Genomic DNA, 20755 nt, shown 5'->3' with positions numbered 1-20755 from the left:
TCGCGCCTCTCCGTGGCCGGTCGTTCGTCCCGCATCCGCAGGAACCGGTCACGCGGCCGGATCGCGCCTGGGCGCGACCCGTGCCGACGATCCCGATCCCGGTCTCCTGGAGAAAACGATGACCCGCCTCGCCTCGCCGTTCCGCCGCCTGCTGTCCTCCCGGCACCTCCGTTCCGTTCGCCTCGCGTTTGCCGCCGTCGCCGTCACGACGTCGCTGTTCGCCGCGCCCGCCGCGCATGCGGCTCCACCGCTGAAAATCGGCTACAGCGACTGGCCCGGCTGGGTCGCATTCCAGGTCGCGCTCGACAAGGGCTGGTTCAAGGAAGCCGGCGTCGACGTCGATTTCGAATGGTTCGATTATTCGGCGTCGCTCGACGCGTTCTCCGCGGGCAAGCTCGACGCGGTCGCGGTAACCAACGGCGATGCGCTCGTCACGGGTGCGTCCGGCGCGAAGAACGTGATGATCCTGCTCACCGATTATTCCGCCGGCAACGACATGATCATCGCGAAGCCGCCGCTGCGGACCGTCGAAGGCCTGAAGGGCAGGAAGGTCGGCGTCGAGCTCGGGCTCGTCGATCACCTGCTGCTCGAAACCGCGCTGCAGAAGCACGGGCTGAAGGACGGCGACGTCACGCTCGTCAACGCGAAGACCAACGAACTGCCGCAGGTGCTCGGCGCGTCGTCCGACATCGCGGCGGTCGCGGCATGGCAGCCGAACGCCGGGGAGGCGCTGAAACGCGCGCCGGGTGCGCGCGCGATCTTCACGTCGGCGGATGCACCGGGGCTGATCTACGACGCGATCACGGTCACGCCGACCAGCCTCGCCGCGCGCCGGGCCGACTGGGCGAAGGTCGTCAAGGTCTGGTATCGCTGCGTCGCGTACATCAACGATCCGAAGACGCAGGCCGACGCGGTGAAGATCATGTCCGCGCGCGTGGGTCTCACGCCCGCGCAATATCTGCCGCTGCTGAAGGGCACGCACCTGCTCGATGCGGCGGCCGCGAAACAGGCGTTCCGCAAGGGCGACGGGCTCGATTCGATCTACGGGTCGACCCGCAACGCGAACGCATTCAACGTGCGTAATGCGGTCTACAAGCAGACGCAGGACATCGACGCGTATATCGATCCGCGATTGGTGACGTCGCCCTGAGGGGGGCCGGGCCGTCAAGCGCGGGCGGCGCACGCAACGCGTCGAGTGGCGCCGCATCGGCGCCGGCGCCCCGCACCCGGCGCGTGCGCCGCTCTAGCGGGGCCTCGACGAGGCTCGCTTTCATGCGTGCGAGCGCCACGTCTTGCGGTCGCACCGCAGGTACGCGGCGACTTCGATGCGCATCGGCCGGTGCAGGCCAGCGAGGATCCCGAGCCGTGATCCTCGGCCTGAGCCGATCTGCGTGCACATGCAGGATCTCCCGGCACGACACCCCGCGTAATCAGGTGTAATCGATTCCGGAAAAAAGCGCTCCTATATTGGTGACACTCATTCGCAAACCTCCAGTTTTCAGGTTTTGCGAATAGAGCTGCTCAACCGCCAGTCATCTTTCATTGGCCTCGAAATTGATGCGGGGAAATTCGACAATCCCGCACATTCCGTTCGAATGAATCAGGAGAAAATCATGCCGGAAATCATCACGTGGAATCCTCATGGAGACCAGGTTTACAACGCTCCGGGGCCGAATGAATTGAGCTCGGCCTCCTTTGACAAGGATGCCGGCAAATCCTTCTCGATGATCCCCCCCGCCGGAACGCTGACGCTGCTTTCCAGGCAGTCGTCCGTGTGGGGCGGAAGTTTCGACGACGCGATCCCGCCGGTCGAAATCGATCTCCGTAGCGGCGCGCTCCTGATGCGCGGGTTGTCCGGCGATTCGAAGGGCGTCGATTTCACGATGGGGCCGTATCCGCACAAACTCATCGGTCATCCGTTCGTCAACTTCAGGATTCTCGATGCTTCGTTCGAGGTCAGTCGTTTCGATACGGTGAATGCCGGCGGCCTTGTCCCGCCGTTGCTCGGCATGTCGATCGACCTCCTCCTCGATCTGGAGATGGCTGGCGCCAGCCGTTATCAGGTCGACTGCCGACTGTACGCCAGCACCAAGAGGTTGCATCTCAAGGATCGTTCCGCGTTGAAGGTCCGGGCCGACGAGATCGTGCTGACGTTCAGCGAATATTACGTTTCGCCCGCGCTCCTGCCCCACCTCCCGGGCGGCAATTATTCGCTGGACATGGAATCGACGGGCGGCACGATGGAAATCGCCGAATCGCGGCTCGCCTTCGGAAAGAGTGCAAATAGCTCGATGAAGAGCAAGAAAATCACGTTGCGCAAAAGGGTGGGAGTCGCGGCCCAGGAGGACGCAAATGTGAAGTTCTTCACCGACTCGGTTGATTTTTATGACAGCGCGTCGGCGGCAACATTTTCCATCGCTCATGATGCCAATGTGGAATTCGAAACGTATTCCGGCGGAAAACCTTTCGATTTCCTGAGCGATAAAAAATATCCCGAGGCGCTGTTCAATTTTCAATCCACCCCGCAATCGAAGAGCAAGGGCAAATTCACCCTCTACGGCGCCGGAAGCGCGTTCGAGAAATCGGCCATGCTGAGCAAGCGGGTTGTCGCCGTCGACGGCGTACCGCAATCGACCGACAAGCTCCTCAACTTCGATTACGTGCGCGTCGGCAACACGCAGAACATGGTGGTGTCGCTCAAGTGAGCAGAAGCAATCCGTCTTCGGCTGGCGAGTAACGGGTTCGGGCAACGGCCCGGCTTGCCAGCCGTGACGCAAGCGATTCTGCGGAACGCCAGGCGCGATACAGCGTCTGGTGCCGTGGTGCGTCGTGGACCGAACCGGAATCGATCGACGTCAGATTGAGCGGATGGCCGCTCCGCCAGTCGGCTCGGAGCCGACACACCTCCGCGTCCGCGCAACGGCTTTCCCCCTACGCCGATGAGCGATTCAGACCCGCATCAGCGGCCGTAGAACACGACCGGTTCGGGTTCCACGCCCCGCTCCATCGCGCCGTTCACCGCGACGGCGATTCGCCGGGCCGATGCGTTCACGTCGAAGTTGCCGAATTCGTTTCCGGGCTGTTTGAAGCGGCCCAAGCGCCGACATCAGGTGCGATTGATCGACACCCCTCCATCAACCAGCAGCGCGCCGCCGGTCATGAATGACGAGGCGCTGGAAGCCATGTAGAGAACCGACTGCGCAAGTTCCTCCGGCGTGGCAATCCGTTTGAGCGCGTGTAGTCCCGCCACATGAGCCATTGCTTCGGGCGACGCACTCATGGTGCGCCCCATCGGGGTGTCGACTCCACCGGGAAGGATTGCGTTGACGCGAATGGCCTTCGGTCCAAACTCCGCGGCGAGCGACTGGGTCAACCCGATCAATCCTGCCTTGCTGGCGGCGTAGGCTGCGACGCCGGGGAAGCCGACCGTGTACCCGACAAAAGTCGAAGTAAAGATGACGCTTCCCGAACCGCGAAGCATCATCGCGGGGATCTGATGCTTCGCGCCGAGGAACGCGCTCGTGAGATTGGTGTCGATCGTCTCGCTCCAACCCGTCCTGGATATGTGTGGCGTGGGACCCATTTCGCCAAGTGTCCCCGCGTTGTTGAACGCAATGTCCAGGCCACCGAAGCGGTCGATGGCTGTCTGAACGAGGGTCTGCGCATAAGTCTCATCCCTGACGTCGCCCGCGACGCAAACCGCCGTTCCTTTATGTGCGGTGATTTCCCTCACAAGGCTTTCCAACTCGGCCTTGCGACGGGCGGCAACGACCACCGCTGCGCCCTCGCGAGCGAAAAGCAACGCGGTCGCGCGTCCGATTCCGGAACTGGCGCCGGTGACGATGGCAACCTTGTTTGCAAGCACGTTCATTGTCTGTCTCATGTTCGGATTGGTCAGTTGTCAGTCTGGTCGCATCCGGCCATGCAAGCATTCCGTTTCTTGCTATCAAATTCGGGCGGGATTTTCGATGGTCGACGGCCCGCCGGGACAATGAAAAACCCGTCTCGAGCGATTCTGAACCGGCCTCGTATAGCGGCATCCATCAGGCGATTCTCGAATCGCGTGGAACCGATCGGTAACGATCCGCCGCTTCGAGACATGAGGCACAATACGCGGCTTCGAAATTCGACCGCGGTCAAACACATGCGCTTCGTCGTCGTCGGAACCAGCGGATCGGGGAAATCCACCTTCTCCAGTGCACTGGCGGCCGCTGCTGGTTGCCCATACATCGAACTGGACCAACTCTACTGGGGCCCCGACTGGACAGCCGTGCCGCCGGAACAGTTCGAGAACGCCGTGCTGGCCGCGACGGCCGGCGACCGCTGGGTCGCCGACGGGAACTACAGCGCCGTGCGCGACGTGCTGTGGTCGAGAGCCACGCATGTCGTCTGGCTCAACTTCGGGCGATGGACGGTGTTCTCCCGGGTGCTCTGGCGCACGGTCAGCCGCGGGCTCATGCGCACCGAGCTTTTTCACGGCAACCGGGAGTCGCTGCGGATGGCGTTTTGCTCGAAAGACTCGGTGCTGCTGTGGTCAACCACCACGTTCGACAAGAACCGCGTCAAGTTCGCCAACCTGCGCGACGATCCGAAATACGCGCATCTGCAATGGACGGAGATCACCGAGCCAGCGCGTACCCGCGCGTTCATCGACATGCATGCCCGCGCTGGTCGTTGAGCATGCGATATATCAGGACTTCTGACTGAACGGCCGGGACGCCGGGCAAACCATGGGCCGCTTGCACTTGCCGGAACCTATCACGGGGCGTATGGTTAATTTCTCTATCGCCCTTTTCCGGGAGATATCAAAATGGCTGCCATGCAATCCGCGGCCACGCCCCTCTCCGACGAGGAAGCCCGGCGCCAGTTGCGCCGCGCCGTCATAGCCAGCACGATTGGCACCACGATCGAATGGTATGACTTTTTCCTCTACAGCACGGTCACCGGCCTGGTCTTCGCAAAGCTGTATTTCCCTCAGTCCCACCCTCTCGTCGGCACGCTGCAGGCGTTCCTGATCTATGCCGTCGGCTTTGTCGCGCGGCCGGTCGGCGCGGCGATCTTCGGCCATTACGGCGACCGCATCGGACGCAAGGCCACACTGATCGTGACCCTGTTGCTGATGGGGCTCGCCACGTTTGCCGTGGCCTTCGTTCCGACCTACGCAACGATCGGCATCTGGGGCGCCGTGTTCCTCACGGTGCTGCGCTTCATCCAGGGTGTCGGCGTCGGCGGCGAATGGGGCGGCTCGGTCCTGATGTCGATGGAGTGGGCGCGCACCAATGCGCATCGCGGCTTCGTCGCGTCGTGGCCGCAGTTCGGCGTGCCGGCGGGATTGTTCCTCGCCAACCTCGCCGTGCTGGCCATGAGCTGGTTTTCCGGCAGCAGTTTCCTCGCGTGGGGCTGGCGCGTGCCGTTTGTCCTCAGCATCCTGCTGGTCGCGATCGGGCTCTATATCCGCCTGAACATTCTCGAGACGCCGATCTTCGCGAAGCTGCTGGCCGAGCGCCGGATCGAGAAGACGCCGATGCTCGAAGTGCTGCGCAAGCAGCCGCGGGATATCGTACTGTCGGCGTTTGCGCGGATGGCCGAACAGGCGCCGTTCTATATCTTTACGGCGTTCGTGTTCACTTACGGGATCACGGCGCTGGGCGTCACGCGTGAACTGCTGCTGACTGCCGTGCTGGTTGCATCCGTGGTCGAGTTCTTCACCATTCCGCTGTTCGGGCACGTGTCGGATCTGATCGGGCGGCGGCGGATGTACATGATCGGCGCGGCCACCGTCGGTGTGTTCGGATTCCTCTACTTCGCGATGGTCGACAGCCGGAATCCGGCATGGATCTTCGCGGCCATCGTGCTGTCGCTGGTCCCGCATTCGATGATGTACGGGCCGCAGGCCGCATTGATTGCCGAGTCGTTTACCGGGCGGTTGCGGTACAGCGGTGCGTCGATGGGGTATCAGCTCGCTTCGGTCATTGCAGGTGGCCCGGCACCGCTGATCGCGACGGCGCTGTTTGCCTACTACCATTCGGGGTATGCAATCGCGGTGTACGTGCTGGCGTGTGCGGTGCTGAGCCTGGTCGCCGCATCGAAGCTCGGGGACTACACGAACAAGGATATTTCGCGGGAATACGACGATGCGCGGGGTCTGGAGGATCATGGGCACGCGCCGCCGCTGACCTGACGGATTGGCCGGCGCTCGATCGATTGATGAGGTGCAGGATGACGAGGTAGCTGCCGGCCCGCTTTCCGCACCCGGTCTCGATTCAGGACAACGCGCGCGTCCGGAACAACGCGACGACTTCCTGATGACGGGCAGTCGAGTTCACGCCCGTTCAACTGCGCGCCATTCACTTCTTGTTATCCGCGCGAACGGCGCCCAGCGCTTCGAGCAACGGCCGGAGCGCATCGAGTTCCGCGCCGAAGCCGGCCCAGTCCCCCGCCTTCAGCCGCTCGATCGCGTGGTCGTAATGGGCCAGCGCGTCGCGGGCGCGCGCATCCGCCGCGCCGCCGGCCGGCGCCGCCACCGGCCTCGGCCCCGTCTCCTTGAAGAGCGCCGCGAGCGCCTCGCTCAGGTTTTCCTCCATCACGACGCGATCGCCATAGGCCGCGATCACCCGTTTCAGTTCGGGCAATTGGCCCGACGCCGCGCGCAGATAAAGCGGCGACACATAGAGAATCGAGTGCTCGATCGGCACCACCACGAGATGGCCGCGGATCACGCGCGAGCCCATCTGGTTCCACAGCGAGATCTGCTGCGAGATTTCCGTGCTCTGCTGGATGCGCGCCTCGATCTGGTACGGCCCGTAGATCAGCTTGTCCTTGGGAAACGCGTAGACGATCAGCTTGCCGTACCCGGGCGGGTCGCAACGCGCGGCCAGCCACGCGATCATGTTCTCGCGCTGGCTCGGCACCATCGGCAGCATGAGCACGAAACCGGCCTGCGCGTCGCCGGGCAGCCTCATGATCGTGTAGTACGGCGCCATCTGCGTGTTCGCGGCGTCGCCGCCGTCGATATCGCCCAGCGCGCGAGGAAACTGCCAGAGGTCCTCGCGGTTGTAGAACACTTCCGGTGCATCCATGTGATAGGCGCGGTAGAGGTTCGCCTGGATCAGGAACAGATCCTCCGGGTAGCGGATATGCCGTTGAAGATCCTGCGGCATTGCGTCGAGCGGCTTGAACATGCCGGGGAAGATGCGCGCGTAAGTCCGCACCAGCGGATCGGCAGGATCGCTGACGTAGAAGTCGACCGTGCCGTTGTACGCGTCGACCACCACCTTGACCGCGTTGCGAATGTAGTTCGCGCCGTCGCCGACACCGGGCGGCGCATACGGAAACCAGCGGCTGGTCGTATAGGCGTCCTGCATCCAGAACAGGCGTCCGTTGCTGGCCACGACATACGGGTCGTGGTCGAGCGCGAGAAATGGTGCAATCGTGCGTATCCGGTCCCGGATGTTGCGGTGAAACAGGATCCTGCTGTCGTTCGTGATGTAGTGCGTCAGCAGGATGTTGGGATCGTCGAACTGCCACGCGAAGAGGCTGCGCCGCGCCGCGCCGCCGATCGCGACACCGTCGCGCCCGCTATAGGACGTGTAGACGTTGCTGTCTCCCTTCGGGTAGTCGAATTCGGGCACGCTGCCCTTCACGATCACATAACCCTGCCCGCCTTCACCGAAGTAGATGCGCGGTTCGTTGATTGCCGGTCCGCCATCCGCGACCGGCGGAATGTCGCGCAGATAGAGCGACGGCAAGCCTTCCGTGGATTTCTCCGTGACCGGCGACATCACGACGCCGTTGCCGTGGGTGAACAGCAGATGCAGGTTCACCCAGGTTCGGGCGTTCTCCGGCAGCATCGTCTGCTCCAGTTCGCGCGCCGACAGCATGACCTGCCGGTAGCCGGAGTCGAGCCGGTAGCGATCGATATCCACGGAGAAGAACTTGTAGTAAGTCCTGATCTCCTGCAACTGTGCATAGGTATCCATCAGCGGCTTCACATCCCACAGGCGGATGTTGTCGACGGTCGCGCGATTGGCCTGCAGCACCGCGAGATTCAGGCCCTGCTCGGCCGCAAACGGTTTGATCTCGATCTGCGCGAGACCGTAAGCCTGCCTCGTCAACGCGATGTTGTGCCGGATATAGGGCGTCTCGAGCTGCAGTTCGGTCGGCTTGACGTAGAAGCGCTGGAACAGCGCGGGATAGACGATGCCGAGCGCAAACAACGTGCCGAACACCAGCAGCACCGCAGCGGCCGGCAGCCGATAGCCGGGCCGGCGCAGGTTGACCAGCATCGCAACGGCCGACGCGGTGGCGAGGCCGACGAGCAGCCACAGCACCGGCAGCATCACGTGGATATCCGTATAGCCGGCGCCGACCACGACGCCGTTGTTGTCGTACAGCAGCAGAAAGCGTTCGAGCCACCAGGACCAGGCTTTCAGCACGAAGAAGAGCGCCAGTAGCGCGGAACCGTGAACGGCGGCAGCCGACGAGAGCCCCTTCGGCCGCCGCAGCGTGATGTCGCCGCGCAGCCAGTAGACGATGCCTGCGGCGATCGCGCAGCACACGACCACTTGCAGCAGCAGGTTCTTCAGCACGATCCAGACGGGGAGCGCGAACAGATAGAAACCGATGTCCTTGCCGAAGATCGGATCGTGCGCGCCGAACGGCACCTGATGCAGGAAGCGCAGCGCAACGTCCCAGTTCGACATCGCACCGGCGGCGATCGCAAGCCCGAGGAAGGCGGCACCGGCGGCAATGACCACGCGCCATGGAATGCGCGACGCGACGTCTCTTGCCAGCGCCAGAAGGACTTCCTCCTCACGCGTCGACGCAGTGTCCTCGACCGGCCAGACATCGACGGGCCCTGCATGGCGATGCGCGAGCAACCCCGACGCGCCGATCGCAGCCGCCGACACGGCGAACACCGCGACGAACAGCAGCACCCGAGCGGACAGGATGGTCCAGAAGACGCCCGCATAGCCGATCGACGAGAACCACAGCCAGTCGACCAGGACACCGGTGATGCGCCCGATGACGATCAGGCACGCGATGACAACCGCAGCCGCGATCCCATAGCGCCTCAGGCGCGAGACGGACGTTGCTTGCGAGCGCATCGAGGCTCCTTTGCCGGGCCATCGTGCGTGGCCGGCTGCGGCCGGATCGGGGTGTGCCGCCGATCCGTCAGCCAGGATCGCGGCCGGCCGCATGTCTGAATGCTACGCCCGTTGCCGGCACGTCGCCATCCGGCGGCATGCGCGACGTCACCTGGGACGATCGATCGCAGTGCAGTGCAGTGCAGCAAATTCGATCGATCCCGCTCGCGGGACGCGATGCGAAGCCGGGTGAGCGCACGGTCAACGGGGCGTTTGCACGCCATCCGGGTCACGCTCACAATGAGTGCTCGGGCGGCTTGCCGCGCCGGAACGGACGGAGGGCGAAATGGACGATCCCCATGATCTTCAGCGCTTTGTCGACGCACAGGATTCGGTGTATGCGCAGGTCTGCGACGAGCTGAAGAACGGACACAAGCGAAGCCACTGGATGTGGTTCGTGTTTCCGCAGATCGAAGGGCTTGGCGACAGCGCGATGGCGCAACGGTACGCGATCTCGACACTGGCCGAAGCCGTCGCGTATCTTCAGCATCCGCTGCTCGGCGAAAGGCTGCGGGAATGCACACGGCTGGTCAATCAGGTCGAAGGCAGTTCGATCCAGACGATTTTCGGGTATCCGGATTACCTGAAATTCCGGTCGTCGGTCACGTTGTTCGCGCATGCGACTGCCGACAACACGGTGTTCGTGGAGGCGCTCGAGAAATATTTCGGCGGCGAGGGCGATCACAACACGCTCGCAAGAATCTAGGCGGTGTCGGCCCGAATGAACCTCGACATAGCGACGTGGTCGTTGATCTTCCGCCCACGTATTCCGTCGAGGAGATTCGATATCCCCCGATGCGTCGATTTCAGGCAACGCGTCAAACGCCGATGGCCCGAGGTCGACACACCGACCCCGGGCCAAGGATTTCCCGCTGGTACCGGGCATCACCACCATTGCCCGGCACCACCGGTTGCTCCATGCTGCGCGAACGACATCAGAACTGATAACCCGCGCCCACGACCGCGCCGAAGTCCGAGCGGGTGTTGCCCGTCACCGATGCCTTGACGACCCAGCGGTTGCTCTCCGTCACGTACGAGTACCCTGCCGCAAAGCCCTGCTGGCCGTGATAGTTCGAGGTCGCCGCCGACACCATCGAGCGGCCCGCACCCGTCGGTTGCGGCAAGCCGGCCACCGCCATCGCCGACGCAACGCCGCCGTACATGTCCTTCTTCAGGTCGTTGAACGAGTTGTACACCTGCCCGATGCGCTGGTCGGTGTAGCTCTTCGCCTGCGTCGAAGCGGTCGAGAGGTTGTCGTTCAGTTGCTGCACGTTCACCGCATCGGTCGGCGCCGTCCCGGCCGCGACGTTCGTGATCTGGCGCTCGCTGCCCTTCGCGCCGACCGAGAACGAATTGTCGCGATCGGCGACCGAGCCCTGACCGACCGCCACCGCGTTCTTGCCGGTTGCAGTCGCCGTCGACCCGATCGCACCCGCATCGGCGCGCGCGATCCACGTCGTGTTCGCATCGGTTGCCGCCGCACGAATCTTGTCGCTGGCCGCCACGTTCTTCAACGCGTTGTTGAACTGGCCGACGTTGACCGCATCGTTGTCCTTCACGCCCGCCGCGACGCCGGTCAGCGCGCGGTCGCCCGCGGTGCCCGAGAAGTTCACGCTGGTGCCGCCGGTGTCCTTCCCGACCGTGACCGCGCCGTTCGGATCCTGCTGCTGCACGAGGCCGGCCTTGCCGTTTGCGATATTGGTCACGTTCCCCTGCAGGTTCGAGATGTCGGTCGTGTTCTTCGACACCTGCTGGTTGGTCGCGTAGAGCTGCGAGCCGTTCACCGCGTCCGTGCTGGTTGCGCTGAGCGTGCCTGCCTGCACGTTGGTGATGCGCGTGCCGCCGGCGCCGCCGAGCGTGATCGTGCTCTTCGAGCTGTCGTCGTACTGCACCGCGAGTGCGCCGAGCTGGTTGAGGTTCGACTGCACGTCCTTCAACTGCTTCACGTTCACCGCGTCGGTATCGCTGGTGCCCGCGGCGACGTTCTTGAGCACGACCGCCGAATTGGCGTCGCCGCCGACGAGCGACACCGAATTCAACCGGTTGCCGTTCGTGTCGACGTCGTACTTGACGACGTTCTTCACGGCTTCGCCGGTCTGGTTCGACACCTGCGTGATCTGCTGCTGCAGATCGGACTTCACGCCCGACAACTGGCCGCCGTTCACGGCGTCCGTGCTGCCCGCGGCGACGTTGCCGTCGGCCACGTTCGTCAGTTTCGTCGGCGCGCCGCCGCGCGCCGCGCCGTACGCACCGAGTTTCGGGTCGAACTGCAGCGCGTCCTGCTGCAGCCCGGCGATCGCGGCGGTGTTGCCGGCGATGTTCGTTTCCGCATTGCCGAGGCGCGTTTCGTGATTCTCGAGCGTCGTCGTGTTGCTGCCGACGCGGCCGTCGAGGTTCGTCAGCGCGTCGCCGACATTGTTGAACGAGCCGCCGCCGACCTTGTAGGACGGTGCGCTGATCGAGCCGTCCGGGTTCGCCGTCGCGCCGCCGCCCAGCGCGGCCGCGGTGCCGTCGATCGCGCGGCGCAGTTGCGCGCCGTTCACCGCGTCCGTGCTGCCGGACGCCACGTTGCCTTCCGCGACGTTGGTCACGCGCACCGGGCTCCCGCCGTTACCCGCGCCGAGCGAAACCTGCCGCTTGCTCGCATCGTCGTACTTCACGGCCAGCGCATCGAGCTGGCTCGTGCCGTTCTGAACTGCCGCGGTCAACTGGTCGACGTTGACGGCATCCGTGCCGTTCTTGCCGGCCGCGACGTTGCTGATCCGTTGCGGGCCTTTGCCGCCATGGCTTGCATCGTAGGCGCCGAGGCTCGGGTTCCACAGGAGCGCATCCTGCTGGAGCGCGGCGATGTTGCCCGTATTCGTCGTCACCTGGTTGCCGAGCGTGGTAATCGACTGGTTGAGCGTGTCGGTCGCCTTGCCGAGCTGGCCCACGTTCACGGCGTCGCCCGCGGCAATACCGTCCGCGACGTTGTGCAGGCCGACCGGCGCCTGCGCGCCCTTGCCGCCGAGCGTGACGCCGCCGTGTGCATCGTCGTCGTACTGCACGGCGTTCTTCGTCGCGTTGCCGATCTGGCTGGTGATCGACGTGCTCAGGTTGCCGAGCGTCGTGCTGAGGTTGTTCGTCACGCTCGTGCTGAGCGATGCGAGGCCGCCGTTCAGTTGGCCGACGTTGACGGCATCGTGCACGTCCTTGCCGTCCGCGACGTTGTGCAGCGTGGTGCCGTTGGTGCCGGCGAACGTCACCGAATCGAACCCGCTCGCGCCGTCATACTTCACGTTGCGCGTATCGGCCGCCTGCAGGTTGCCGATGTTCGAGGCCGCCGTGCTCAGCGACGTGTTGATGCCGGAGACGCTGTTCTGCAGGTTCGTGATGTTCGAAGCCGCCGTCGAAATGGACGTTTGCAGCGGCGCGACGCTGCCCTTCAACTGGCCGACGTTCACCGCGTCGGTATCCGCGACACCGGCCGCGACGCCGCCGATCGTGGTGCCGTTGCTGCCGTCGAGCGTGATCGCCGCATGCGAATCGTCGGTGTATTTCACGACGTTCTTCGTTGCCGAGACGATGCTCGTGCTGAGGCTGTTGCCGACGTTGGTCACGCGCTGGTCGACGTTCGTGATCGAAGTCGACAGCGAATTGCCGACCGACGTCACCCGCGCGTCGACGTTGCCGATGCCCGTGCTGAGCGTGCTGTTCACGTTCTTCAACTGCTGGACGTTGACCGCGTCCGTATCGGCCGCGCCAGCCGCGACGTTCTTGAGCTGGCGTTCGTTGCCGACCGCGCCGAACGACACCGCGCCGCCGACCGGTGCGGCCGTGCCGCCGAATACCGGCGTGCCGCCGTTGTTCGCGCCGACGCTGCCCGAGCCGATCGCCACCTGGTTGTTGTCGTTCGTCTGCGCGCCTGCGCCGATCGCGACGGATTGCGTGCCGCCGGCGCGCGTCTGCGTCGCCGCGTCGTACGCGGCGCCGTTCGACACGCCGTCACTCGACGTCGGATTGGCGCCGCCGATCGCGATCGAGCGATCGCCGCTGGCCAGCGCCGAGTGGCCGAGCGCGATCGAGCTCGTACCGTGCGCATCGGCGACGTTGCCGAGCGCCATCGAGAAATCGCCGATTGCGGCCGACTGACGGCCGACCGCGAGCGACGTATTGCCCTGCGCGACCGCCACCGTGCCGATCGCCGTGGCCGAGTTCGCCAGTGCCTGCGAGCCGACCCCGATTGCGATCGCGCCGCCGCTGCTGGTGCCGCCCTTGCTGCTTGCGTTCGACTGGTCGCCGATCGCGATACCGCTGGTGCCGGCCTTGGCATTCGTTCCCTGCGTGACGTTCGAGGTGCTCACCGCCACGAAACTCCCGCTCTTCGTTGCCACGCAGAGCGGGTTCGTGCCGTCGATGCACTGGCCGTTCAACGCGTTGTCCGGGTTGCCACGGTCGACGAAATTGTCCGCGTGCGCGACTCCCGCGATCAACACGCCTGCACCCGTGAACATGGCGGCGGCAAGCGCCGAAATCTGGTTCCTCTTCATGCTGTTCTGCTCCGTTTTGTATCGTAATGTTTGAATACGGACTACTTACTTTTATTGACAGATTCGACTTCGATTGCGATTACGACTTCAGTGCGGAACCCGTTCACGATGCCAGGCCCGGCCGTGTCGAACGCGACACGCACCGACCTTGCAAATCGACAAGGCGTTCGAGAGCCCGGGCACGCCGTCTCGTTACGGCCCGTTCCGTTAATTCGTTACATGCATTAGGAATACGTATTGTTATTTGTGGACGAGTTCACCCCCGATCGAATCCGGAGATTCAACCCGTCTCTATAACCACCCAGAATCTGACGTCGCGCCGACCGCGACCAACCCCGTTTCTTTTATTTCATCTCCGGCAATCGGATTTCCGTTTCCATGTGCAGGACGTTCGTTCAGGCATGCATCAACCGATGCTTCGGATTCGAATCGCGCAACGTCCGTCGCGGTTCGCGGCGCCTTCCGTTGTCCTGTGCCATCCGTCGCTCAAAGTTCGGACGAATTATGAGACACGATCGATGATTATTAAAGGCGGCATTGTTTATAGATTGTAAAATTCAATGTATTCAATGCGTTACATAAAATGCACTCACCTCGCAAACGATTTCGCGCGGCCTCGACTAATCGAAATGTTTTTTGAGAAGGATAAATGCTTTGCTGAAGCGGATTTAAATAAAATGAAATCCGACGAGTCGCCGCCGGAGAGCCGGCCGGCTGCGTGATTGCGTGCCGGACACACTGGAAATCAGCAGGTTTTGACGAACATCAACGCGAAGACACCCAGGCGAAATCCGCCATACATCCCGAAAATACTCCAATCGACATAACGGGAAGAATATCGACAACCCATCTGGCGGGATTCGAAATATGCTCCTACAATTCCGCTCGCATCGATACCGGCAGCCGCGACCATTCACGACGCGACCACGGCAATCGTCCGCGTCTTTACCGGCTCAGTGATCAAAACAACGAACGCCGTGTAATGCGCCAACCGGTTGCCTGCCGCGCAGTCCGGCCCAGTCCGAATACCGATGCGAGCGTGCGATGCGTTTGCGCGTCGTCATAGAGCGGCTTCCGACGATTCCCTCGAACCGGGCAGGCCACCCGCGGGATCGCAGCCAGTCGCCTTTCCAGAACAGGTGCACGATGTCCCCATCGATCTCCGCATTGAGCGACGCCCATCTCCTGATCGTCGACGATCAGCCCGACCAGCTCCGTTTGCTGATCGACATCCTGCGCGGCACGGGCTGCCGGATCAGCATCGCATCCGACGGGGCGCAGGCGTGCCAGCGCGCGCAGGCGCTGATGCCCGACCTGATCCTGATGGATGTCCGCATGCCGCGCATGGACGGTTTCACCGCATGCCGGCTGCTTGCCGCCGATCCGCTGACGAGCGCGATTCCGGTCATCTTCCTGACCGTTGCAGGTGAATTGCACGAGCGCCTCGAAGGGCTCGAAATCGGCGGCGTCGATTACGTGGTGAAGCCGTTCGAGCCGGCCGAAGTGCTCGCGCGGATTCGCGTGCAGCTTGCACGGACCACGCGCGAGCGGCCTGTCGATACGGAGAATCCGTTCGCGGCCGGCAAGGACGACGACATCATCGTGCGCGCGGCGATTCGCCACCTGTCGCGGACGCTGAGCGATCCGCCGACGGTCGAGCAACTGGCGCGTGCGGTCGGCACGCATGAAAAGCGGCTGTCGCGCGCGTTTCGCGACAATCTCGGCCAAACGGTGTTCGAGTACCTCCGGCACGAGCGGCTGCGGATCGCGCAGGATCTGCTGGATTCGACGTCGCTCAGCATCGCCAGCATCGCGAAGGAAATCGGTTTCTCCACGCCGGCGAATTTCGCGACCGCGTTCCGCGAACGTTTCGGCATCACGCCGACTGAGTGGCGGCGCCAGCGCCACGCGGGCCGGCGCGCTGCGAACCGCGAGCCGCAACGCGGCGCATAGCCGGCGTTCTGCGTGCTCGCGACGACCTGCTACCAGTTGTATTTCGCGCTGGCCAGCACGGTCCGCTCGTTGCCGAACACGCACACGGCGTACGACGAGCAGCCGCTGACGTAGCGACGGTCGAACAGGTTCGCGACGTTCAACGCGAACCGCCAGTGCTGCATCTCGTAGTGCATCGCCAGGTCGTACAGCGTCGTGCTCGGCACCGTCAGCGAATTGTCGGGCGCGCCGGCCAACGCGCTCTGGTAGCGCACGCCGGCGCCGATCCCGAGGCCCGACAGCGCACCCGTATGCCAGGTCCAGTCGGCCCACATCGACGCCATCTGCCGCGGCAGCGGCACGGCCACCGGCCAGTGGTTCAGCGAAGCGTCGTTCGCCTGCACGTTCTTGACGTCCTGATACACATACGACGCGACGATCGACAGTTCGCGGGTCACCTTGCCGACCGCGCTCAGCTCGATGCCGCGCGAGCGCACCTTGCCGGTCTGCACGGACGTCGTGCCGGTGGGGTCGAGATTCACCGGCGTCGGCGTCACGACGTTGGTCTGGTCGATCTGGTAGACGGCCGCGCCCAGCATCAGGTTTTGGCCGGCCGGTTGCCAGCGCAGCCCGGCCTCCGTCTGCGTGCCGCGCGTCGGCTTCGGCAAGCCGCCGCCAACCATCCGCACGCCGATGACGGGATCGAACGACGTCGAATAACTCACATACGGCGACAGCCCCGCATCGCCCTGATAGGTCAGCCCGACCCGCCCGGAGAACGCACTGACGTCCTGCCGCGTCTGCGTGCCGGCCGTCCGGCCGTCGAACCGTGCATTCACGCGATCCTCGCGGCCGCCGAGCGTCATCGTCCAGCGCTGCCAGCGGATCTGGTCCTGCGCGTACACCCCGACCGCGTTCATCGCCGTGTACTGGTCGACGTGGCCGAGCGACGTCGGGCCGGAGAAAATCGCGGCCGTGACGGGCCGATAGACGGGGTGGTACAGGTTCAGCGACGGCGCCAGTGCGAGCCATACGCTGTTGGTGGTCGTCTGCCGGTCGAACTGCACGCCGAGCAGCAGCGTATGTTCGAGCGGCCCCGTGCCGAAGCGCGCCTGCGCGTGGTTGTCGATATCGAGCCGGCTGTAGTTGAGCTGGAACAGCCCCGCGAAACGCATCATGTTGGTCGTGCTGCGGGGCACCAGGCCGTTGCCGAACACCGTCGCATCGTCGAGCGACAGGTGCGACCAGCGCACGTCCTGGTGCAGCGTCCATATCGCATTCACGCGGTGCTCCAGCGCGTAGCCGAGCGACCATTGCTTCTTCCGGTAGTCGTTGAACCCGGGATCGCCCATGTAGATGTCCTGCGACAGGCGACCGTTCGGGTTCGGCAGCACCGTGCCCGATGCCGGCAGGAAGTTCGACGAGATATCGCCGTGGTCCTGCAGGAACGACGCGGAGAACGTCAGCGACGTGTCGGCGTTCGGCCGCCATCGGAACGACGGCGCCAGCGCGACGCGACGGTCGCCGTTCGGGCCGGTCACCGCATTGCCGTCGCGCGCCACGCCGACGAAGCGATACGCATACCGGCCATCCGGGTCGAGCCGGTCGCCGACGTCGAGCATGAATTGCTTGCGCGCATCGTTGCCGATCTGCACGCCGGCTTCGCGCACGCGTTCGCCGTCGGCGAGTTTCGTGTGTGCGTCGACGATCGCGCCGGGCTCGCCCGCGCCGTACAGCACCGACGTCGGCCCGCGCAGCACCGCGATCGAGTCGATCGTGTACGGGTCGACACGCCAGTTCGCGATGATGGCCGTATTCGGCGCGGGCACGCCGTCGACGTACAGCGTCGGCGTGAAGCCGCGCAGCGCCGCATACCAGTCGGTCCGGCTGTCGGCGCCGAACGTCGCGAAGCCCGGCACGTAGCGCAGCGCCTGGTTCAGGTCGGCCGCGCCGGTCATCTCGATCTGTTGCGCGGTCACGATGTTGATCGTCTGCGGGATCTCGGCCACCGGCGTGTCGGTCTTCGTGCCGGCGGTGGTGCGCAGCCCGACGAGCCCGACGGACGATCCGCCGGCCTTTCCCGTCACGTCGATCGGCGGCAGCACGGCCGTCGCCGTGCCGGCCTGCGGCACCGCTGCGGCGTTCGACGCCTGCGCGTGCGCGCCGCCCGCTGCGGCCACGCACAACGCTCCCCCGGCAGCGATCGCCCATGTGCGTCGCACCGCCCCTGTCTCCGTCCACATCGTTTCAATACTCCGTCGTGCTGTCTTGGCCCGTTCGGCCGGATCGAGGTACGGTGCGCCGCCGGCGTCCGTCCTGCGCTGTCTTGATTGTCGTGCTGCCGATGTCGGTCGTGCGCGTGTCGGCATGCATTGGCCAACGGCGCCGTTCGCGAGCGCAGCGATCATACCGGTCGAACGTGGCACGGTCTTTAAAAATAAAATGCGTGGCCGTTTGAAAATGCGCATTCTTCGATTCATGCCGTCTCCGATCGCGGCATGACGGCATGACGGCATGCGAAGTCGCACATCGCAAACCTTCCGGGCACGATCCGCCGCCACGCGCCGCCCCCTGGAACGCCGCTCAGCGGAATGGGTAACGTGCCGGTTCGACGGAGAACGCGCCGAACGGACGGCGGGCGCGCCACGCCATCGCCGGCGTAGCGCGCATGCCGGCCGGATCAAATCGGCGAAGTCGGCACGACGGATTTCAGCGTCGTGAACGCGGAGCTGCAGTCGTACGGCGTGGACGTGCCAGGCGTACCCGTGACCGTCACGTCGTTCGCGCTCGACGTGACGATCGAGCCGGAGAAGCTCACGGCGCCCGGCCCGAGCGCGTAGTGCGTCGCGGCGTCCTTCTCGAACGTCGGCTGCGTGCCGTCGAACACGACGTTGTTCAGCGCGATGCCGAGCGGAAAGTGCTGCCCGTTCGCTTCATAGCCGGAGAACGTGACCTTTCCGCCGCCGAATTTCGCGCTGCCGACGTCGTGAAAGTCCTGGACCGCAATGTTCGTGAAATCCGGATACAGCGTGCCGGTCGACGAACTGTAGAACGGATCGAATACGAGCGGCCGTGCAACGTTTCTCATGCAGACCTGCGCGAAACGCACGTTGGTCACCCGGCCGCCGCGCGACGAATCGGACTTGATCCGCAGGCCGTTGCCGTTCGGGCTGTCGAACCCGTCCATCGTCAGGTCGCGCACATCCACGTCAGACACGCCGGCATTCGTTTCGCTGCCGATCGACATGCCGTGCCCATAGTAGAAATGGTTGTGCGCGATCGTCAGTTGCGTTACGCCCGGCGACGCACTCGACTTCACGGCGACATGATCGTCGCCGGTGCTGATGTACGAGAACGCGAGCAGCACCTGGCTCGACTGCCCCGGATCGAAACCGTCGGTGTTCTTCGCCGTGTCGGGCGTGAAGCAGGTGGCGGGTGTCGTCTCGTCGGGCTGCGTGCCGCTCGGGCATGCATAACCGCTGCGCGTGTACACCGCGCTCGGCGTGACGATCTTGATGCCCCACGCGATCACGCCGGTCACGCCGTTCGTCACCACGTGGAAGTTCGGCGAGTTCTGCAGCGTGATCCGGTACAGCGTGAAGTTGCTGCCGCCCTTCACTTCCAGCAGCCGCGGGTTCTGTTGGTTCAGGCCTTGCGTCTTGTTCTGGTACGCGACGTCCCACCACGTGCGCAGGCCCGCATTCGGCCCGCTCGTCAGCAGGCTGCCGCCGCGCCCGTCGATCACGCCGTCGCCGACGATCGCCGCGTTCGCCGTGCCGGACGCGCTGATGAACGGGTTGCACGATTTCTTGCTGCTCGAGGTCGCCGTGCCGCACGTGCCGACGCCGTTGTCATACAGCGCGGGATTGCGCGACGCGAACAGCGTGACGCCCTTGTCGAGCCACAGCGCGACGCCCGATTTCAGCGTCAGCGGCCCGCTGATGAACGCCGTCTGGCCGTTCGCACCGGCCGTCAAATGCACGGCGGAGCCGGCTGCGCAGTGCGTGATCGCGTTCTGGATCCGCGCCGTATCGTGCTCGGCATTCGACGCGGTCGAATCGAGCGCATCGACCGAGCCGCCGACCGGCGCGAGCTGCGCCGCGACGGTGCCGCAGACGCTCGTCGGCAGCGCCGGCTCGCTGACGGTGCCCCATTGCGTATCGACCGTCGTCGCGGCCGTGGCCGGCACCGCCATCGCGCCCACGCCGGCCAGCGCGGCAAGTGAAGCCATCCTTACCGCGCGTCGCGCGAATCGATCGTCAAGGACTGCGATCCTTCTCGTCATCGTGTTGTTCTCCGGTTTTTTCATACGTCGAGCGACGCCGGCCTGGCTGCGCCGGCATGAAGTCGTACCGGCCCGAGAACCGGCATGCGATGCGCAGAACATCACCTTATTGTCAGTTGTGTGATGACATTAAAATAATGGTCTGGCATCGATCGGCACACGTGAAGTGTCTCCTGGTTGCGGGCCGGCGACGATAATATCTCGCAAACGTATCAATCACCATTCTCCTCCGTTTTATTAGCATGTTAATTGACTGATTTGCGGCAATTACTACCGGATCGACGAGTTGTTTCGTAACAACTTTTTATTCTGGAACGGTGATGCTTCCGCTACACTCCGCGCCGTTATGCGATGACTGATTTCATCGCGCCAGAACGCGTACGGCGCGCGCAGCACGAGCGGCCCGAACACGCGTGCGACGGCCGCGCCGATCGTCAGCCAGTAGCACAACCCTCTCCCACACACCTGCGACGAGCACGAGCCCCGTGTGACCGAGCACGGTGCGCGTGATCGTCGCGATGATCGCGCCGCCGATTCCGCCGACGGTCTATGCAGGCACTGCGAACGAATGGGCAATCATGTCGGCAAACGACAGCTCAAGCAGCGTGAATCCGACCGAAATCCACAGGCAGGACACCTGCAGGATCCACACGATCGGCCGCTTGCCCACCCGCCACGAACACCTGCCGGCGATCCGGCACGCATGCAGCAGCACGGTCGCGCCCGCGGCGGCGATCAGCAGACCATCCGGCATGCCGAGCGCGTCCGCAAACCGCGTCAGCGCAACCGCGGCGCGGCGAGATCGTCCACGATCCTGAAACGCCGGACCGTGAAGCCGGCAATGCGCCCTCTTTCGCGCCTCG

The 20755-nt window shown here is 64.3% G+C and carries 13 protein-coding genes; 6 read left to right on the top strand and 7 right to left on the bottom strand.

Annotated features, from left to right (window positions below; translation table 11 throughout):
• Nucleotides 1-118 precede the first annotated feature (118 nt).
• Together R9B84_RS17715 and R9B84_RS17710 are read left to right on the top strand one after the other, a co-directional pair.
• Nucleotides 119-1150, top strand: coding sequence for an ABC transporter substrate-binding protein (locus tag R9B84_RS17715; RefSeq protein WP_423760677.1), 1032 nt, complete (start codon nucleotides 119-121; stop codon nucleotides 1148-1150).
• A gap of 463 nt (nucleotides 1151-1613) precedes the next feature.
• A complete protein-coding gene (locus R9B84_RS17710) occupies nucleotides 1614-2705 on the top strand; it encodes a hypothetical protein (RefSeq protein ID WP_423760676.1) in 1092 nt (363 codons plus the stop codon).
• 254 nt (nucleotides 2706-2959) lie between these two features.
• Here R9B84_RS17710 and R9B84_RS17705 read toward each other — a convergent pair whose 3' ends face one another.
• Entirely contained in the window at nucleotides 2960-3097 is a 138-nt protein-coding gene (locus tag R9B84_RS17705; RefSeq protein ID WP_423760675.1) for a hypothetical protein, read from the bottom strand.
• Between the two features lie 9 nt (nucleotides 3098-3106).
• Nucleotides 3107-3871: an SDR family oxidoreductase gene (locus R9B84_RS17700; protein WP_423760674.1), complete on the bottom strand. Its 765-nt coding sequence runs from the start codon at nucleotides 3869-3871 to the stop codon at nucleotides 3107-3109.
• Between the two features lie 273 nt (nucleotides 3872-4144).
• Here R9B84_RS17700 and R9B84_RS17695 point away from each other — a divergent pair, with 273 nt between their 5' ends.
• Both R9B84_RS17695 and R9B84_RS17690 read left to right on the top strand, forming a co-directional pair.
• Nucleotides 4145-4678 carry a toxin gene (locus R9B84_RS17695; RefSeq protein ID WP_423760673.1) on the top strand — a complete coding sequence of 178 codons (534 nt, stop codon included), beginning with the start codon at nucleotides 4145-4147 and terminating at the stop codon, nucleotides 4676-4678.
• Between the two features lie 132 nt (nucleotides 4679-4810).
• Nucleotides 4811-6181: an MFS transporter gene (locus R9B84_RS17690; protein WP_423760672.1), complete on the top strand. Its 1371-nt coding sequence runs from the start codon at nucleotides 4811-4813 to the stop codon at nucleotides 6179-6181.
• A gap of 166 nt (nucleotides 6182-6347) precedes the next feature.
• On the opposite strand, the gene R9B84_RS17685 is transcribed toward R9B84_RS17690, so the two are convergent.
• Nucleotides 6348-9107, bottom strand: coding sequence for a UPF0182 family protein (locus tag R9B84_RS17685; protein ID WP_423760671.1), 2760 nt, complete (start codon nucleotides 9105-9107; stop codon nucleotides 6348-6350).
• A gap of 325 nt (nucleotides 9108-9432) precedes the next feature.
• Here R9B84_RS17685 and R9B84_RS17680 point away from each other — a divergent pair, with 325 nt between their 5' ends.
• A complete protein-coding gene (locus R9B84_RS17680; protein ID WP_423760670.1) occupies nucleotides 9433-9852 on the top strand; it encodes a DUF1810 domain-containing protein in 420 nt (139 codons plus the stop codon).
• A gap of 229 nt (nucleotides 9853-10081) precedes the next feature.
• Here R9B84_RS17680 and R9B84_RS17675 read toward each other — a convergent pair whose 3' ends face one another.
• Entirely contained in the window at nucleotides 10082-13675 is a 3594-nt protein-coding gene (locus tag R9B84_RS17675) for a YadA family autotransporter adhesin (RefSeq protein ID WP_423760669.1), read from the bottom strand.
• 1146 nt (nucleotides 13676-14821) lie between these two features.
• Between R9B84_RS17675 and R9B84_RS17670 the strand changes: the two genes are divergently transcribed.
• Complete coding sequence (locus tag R9B84_RS17670) at nucleotides 14822-15628, top strand: response regulator (protein ID WP_423760668.1); 807 nt, start codon at nucleotides 14822-14824, stop codon at nucleotides 15626-15628.
• 29 nt (nucleotides 15629-15657) lie between these two features.
• On the opposite strand, the gene R9B84_RS17665 is transcribed toward R9B84_RS17670, so the two are convergent.
• The 3 genes from R9B84_RS17665 to R9B84_RS17655 all read right to left on the bottom strand — a co-directional run bounded on the left by R9B84_RS17665 (nucleotide 15658) and on the right by R9B84_RS17655 (nucleotide 20646).
• On the bottom strand, nucleotides 15658-17850 hold the full coding sequence (locus tag R9B84_RS17665) for a TonB-dependent siderophore receptor (RefSeq protein WP_423760667.1): 2193 nt from the start codon (nucleotides 17848-17850) through the stop codon (nucleotides 15658-15660).
• A gap of 437 nt (nucleotides 17851-18287) precedes the next feature.
• A complete protein-coding gene (locus tag R9B84_RS17660) occupies nucleotides 18288-19838 on the bottom strand; it encodes a glycoside hydrolase family 28 protein (RefSeq protein WP_423760666.1) in 1551 nt (516 codons plus the stop codon).
• 601 nt (nucleotides 19839-20439) lie between these two features.
• Complete coding sequence (locus R9B84_RS17655) at nucleotides 20440-20646, bottom strand: NnrS family protein (RefSeq protein ID WP_423760665.1); 207 nt, start codon at nucleotides 20644-20646, stop codon at nucleotides 20440-20442.
• Between the last annotated feature and the right edge of the window lie 109 nt (nucleotides 20647-20755).

The organism is Burkholderia sp. NLJ2 (assembly GCF_049487195.1).
GTDB lineage: Bacteria > Pseudomonadota > Gammaproteobacteria > Burkholderiales > Burkholderiaceae > Burkholderia > Burkholderia pyrrocinia.
Note: the sequence above shows the minus strand (reverse complement) of the source record. Positions and strands in the feature narration are given on the sequence as shown.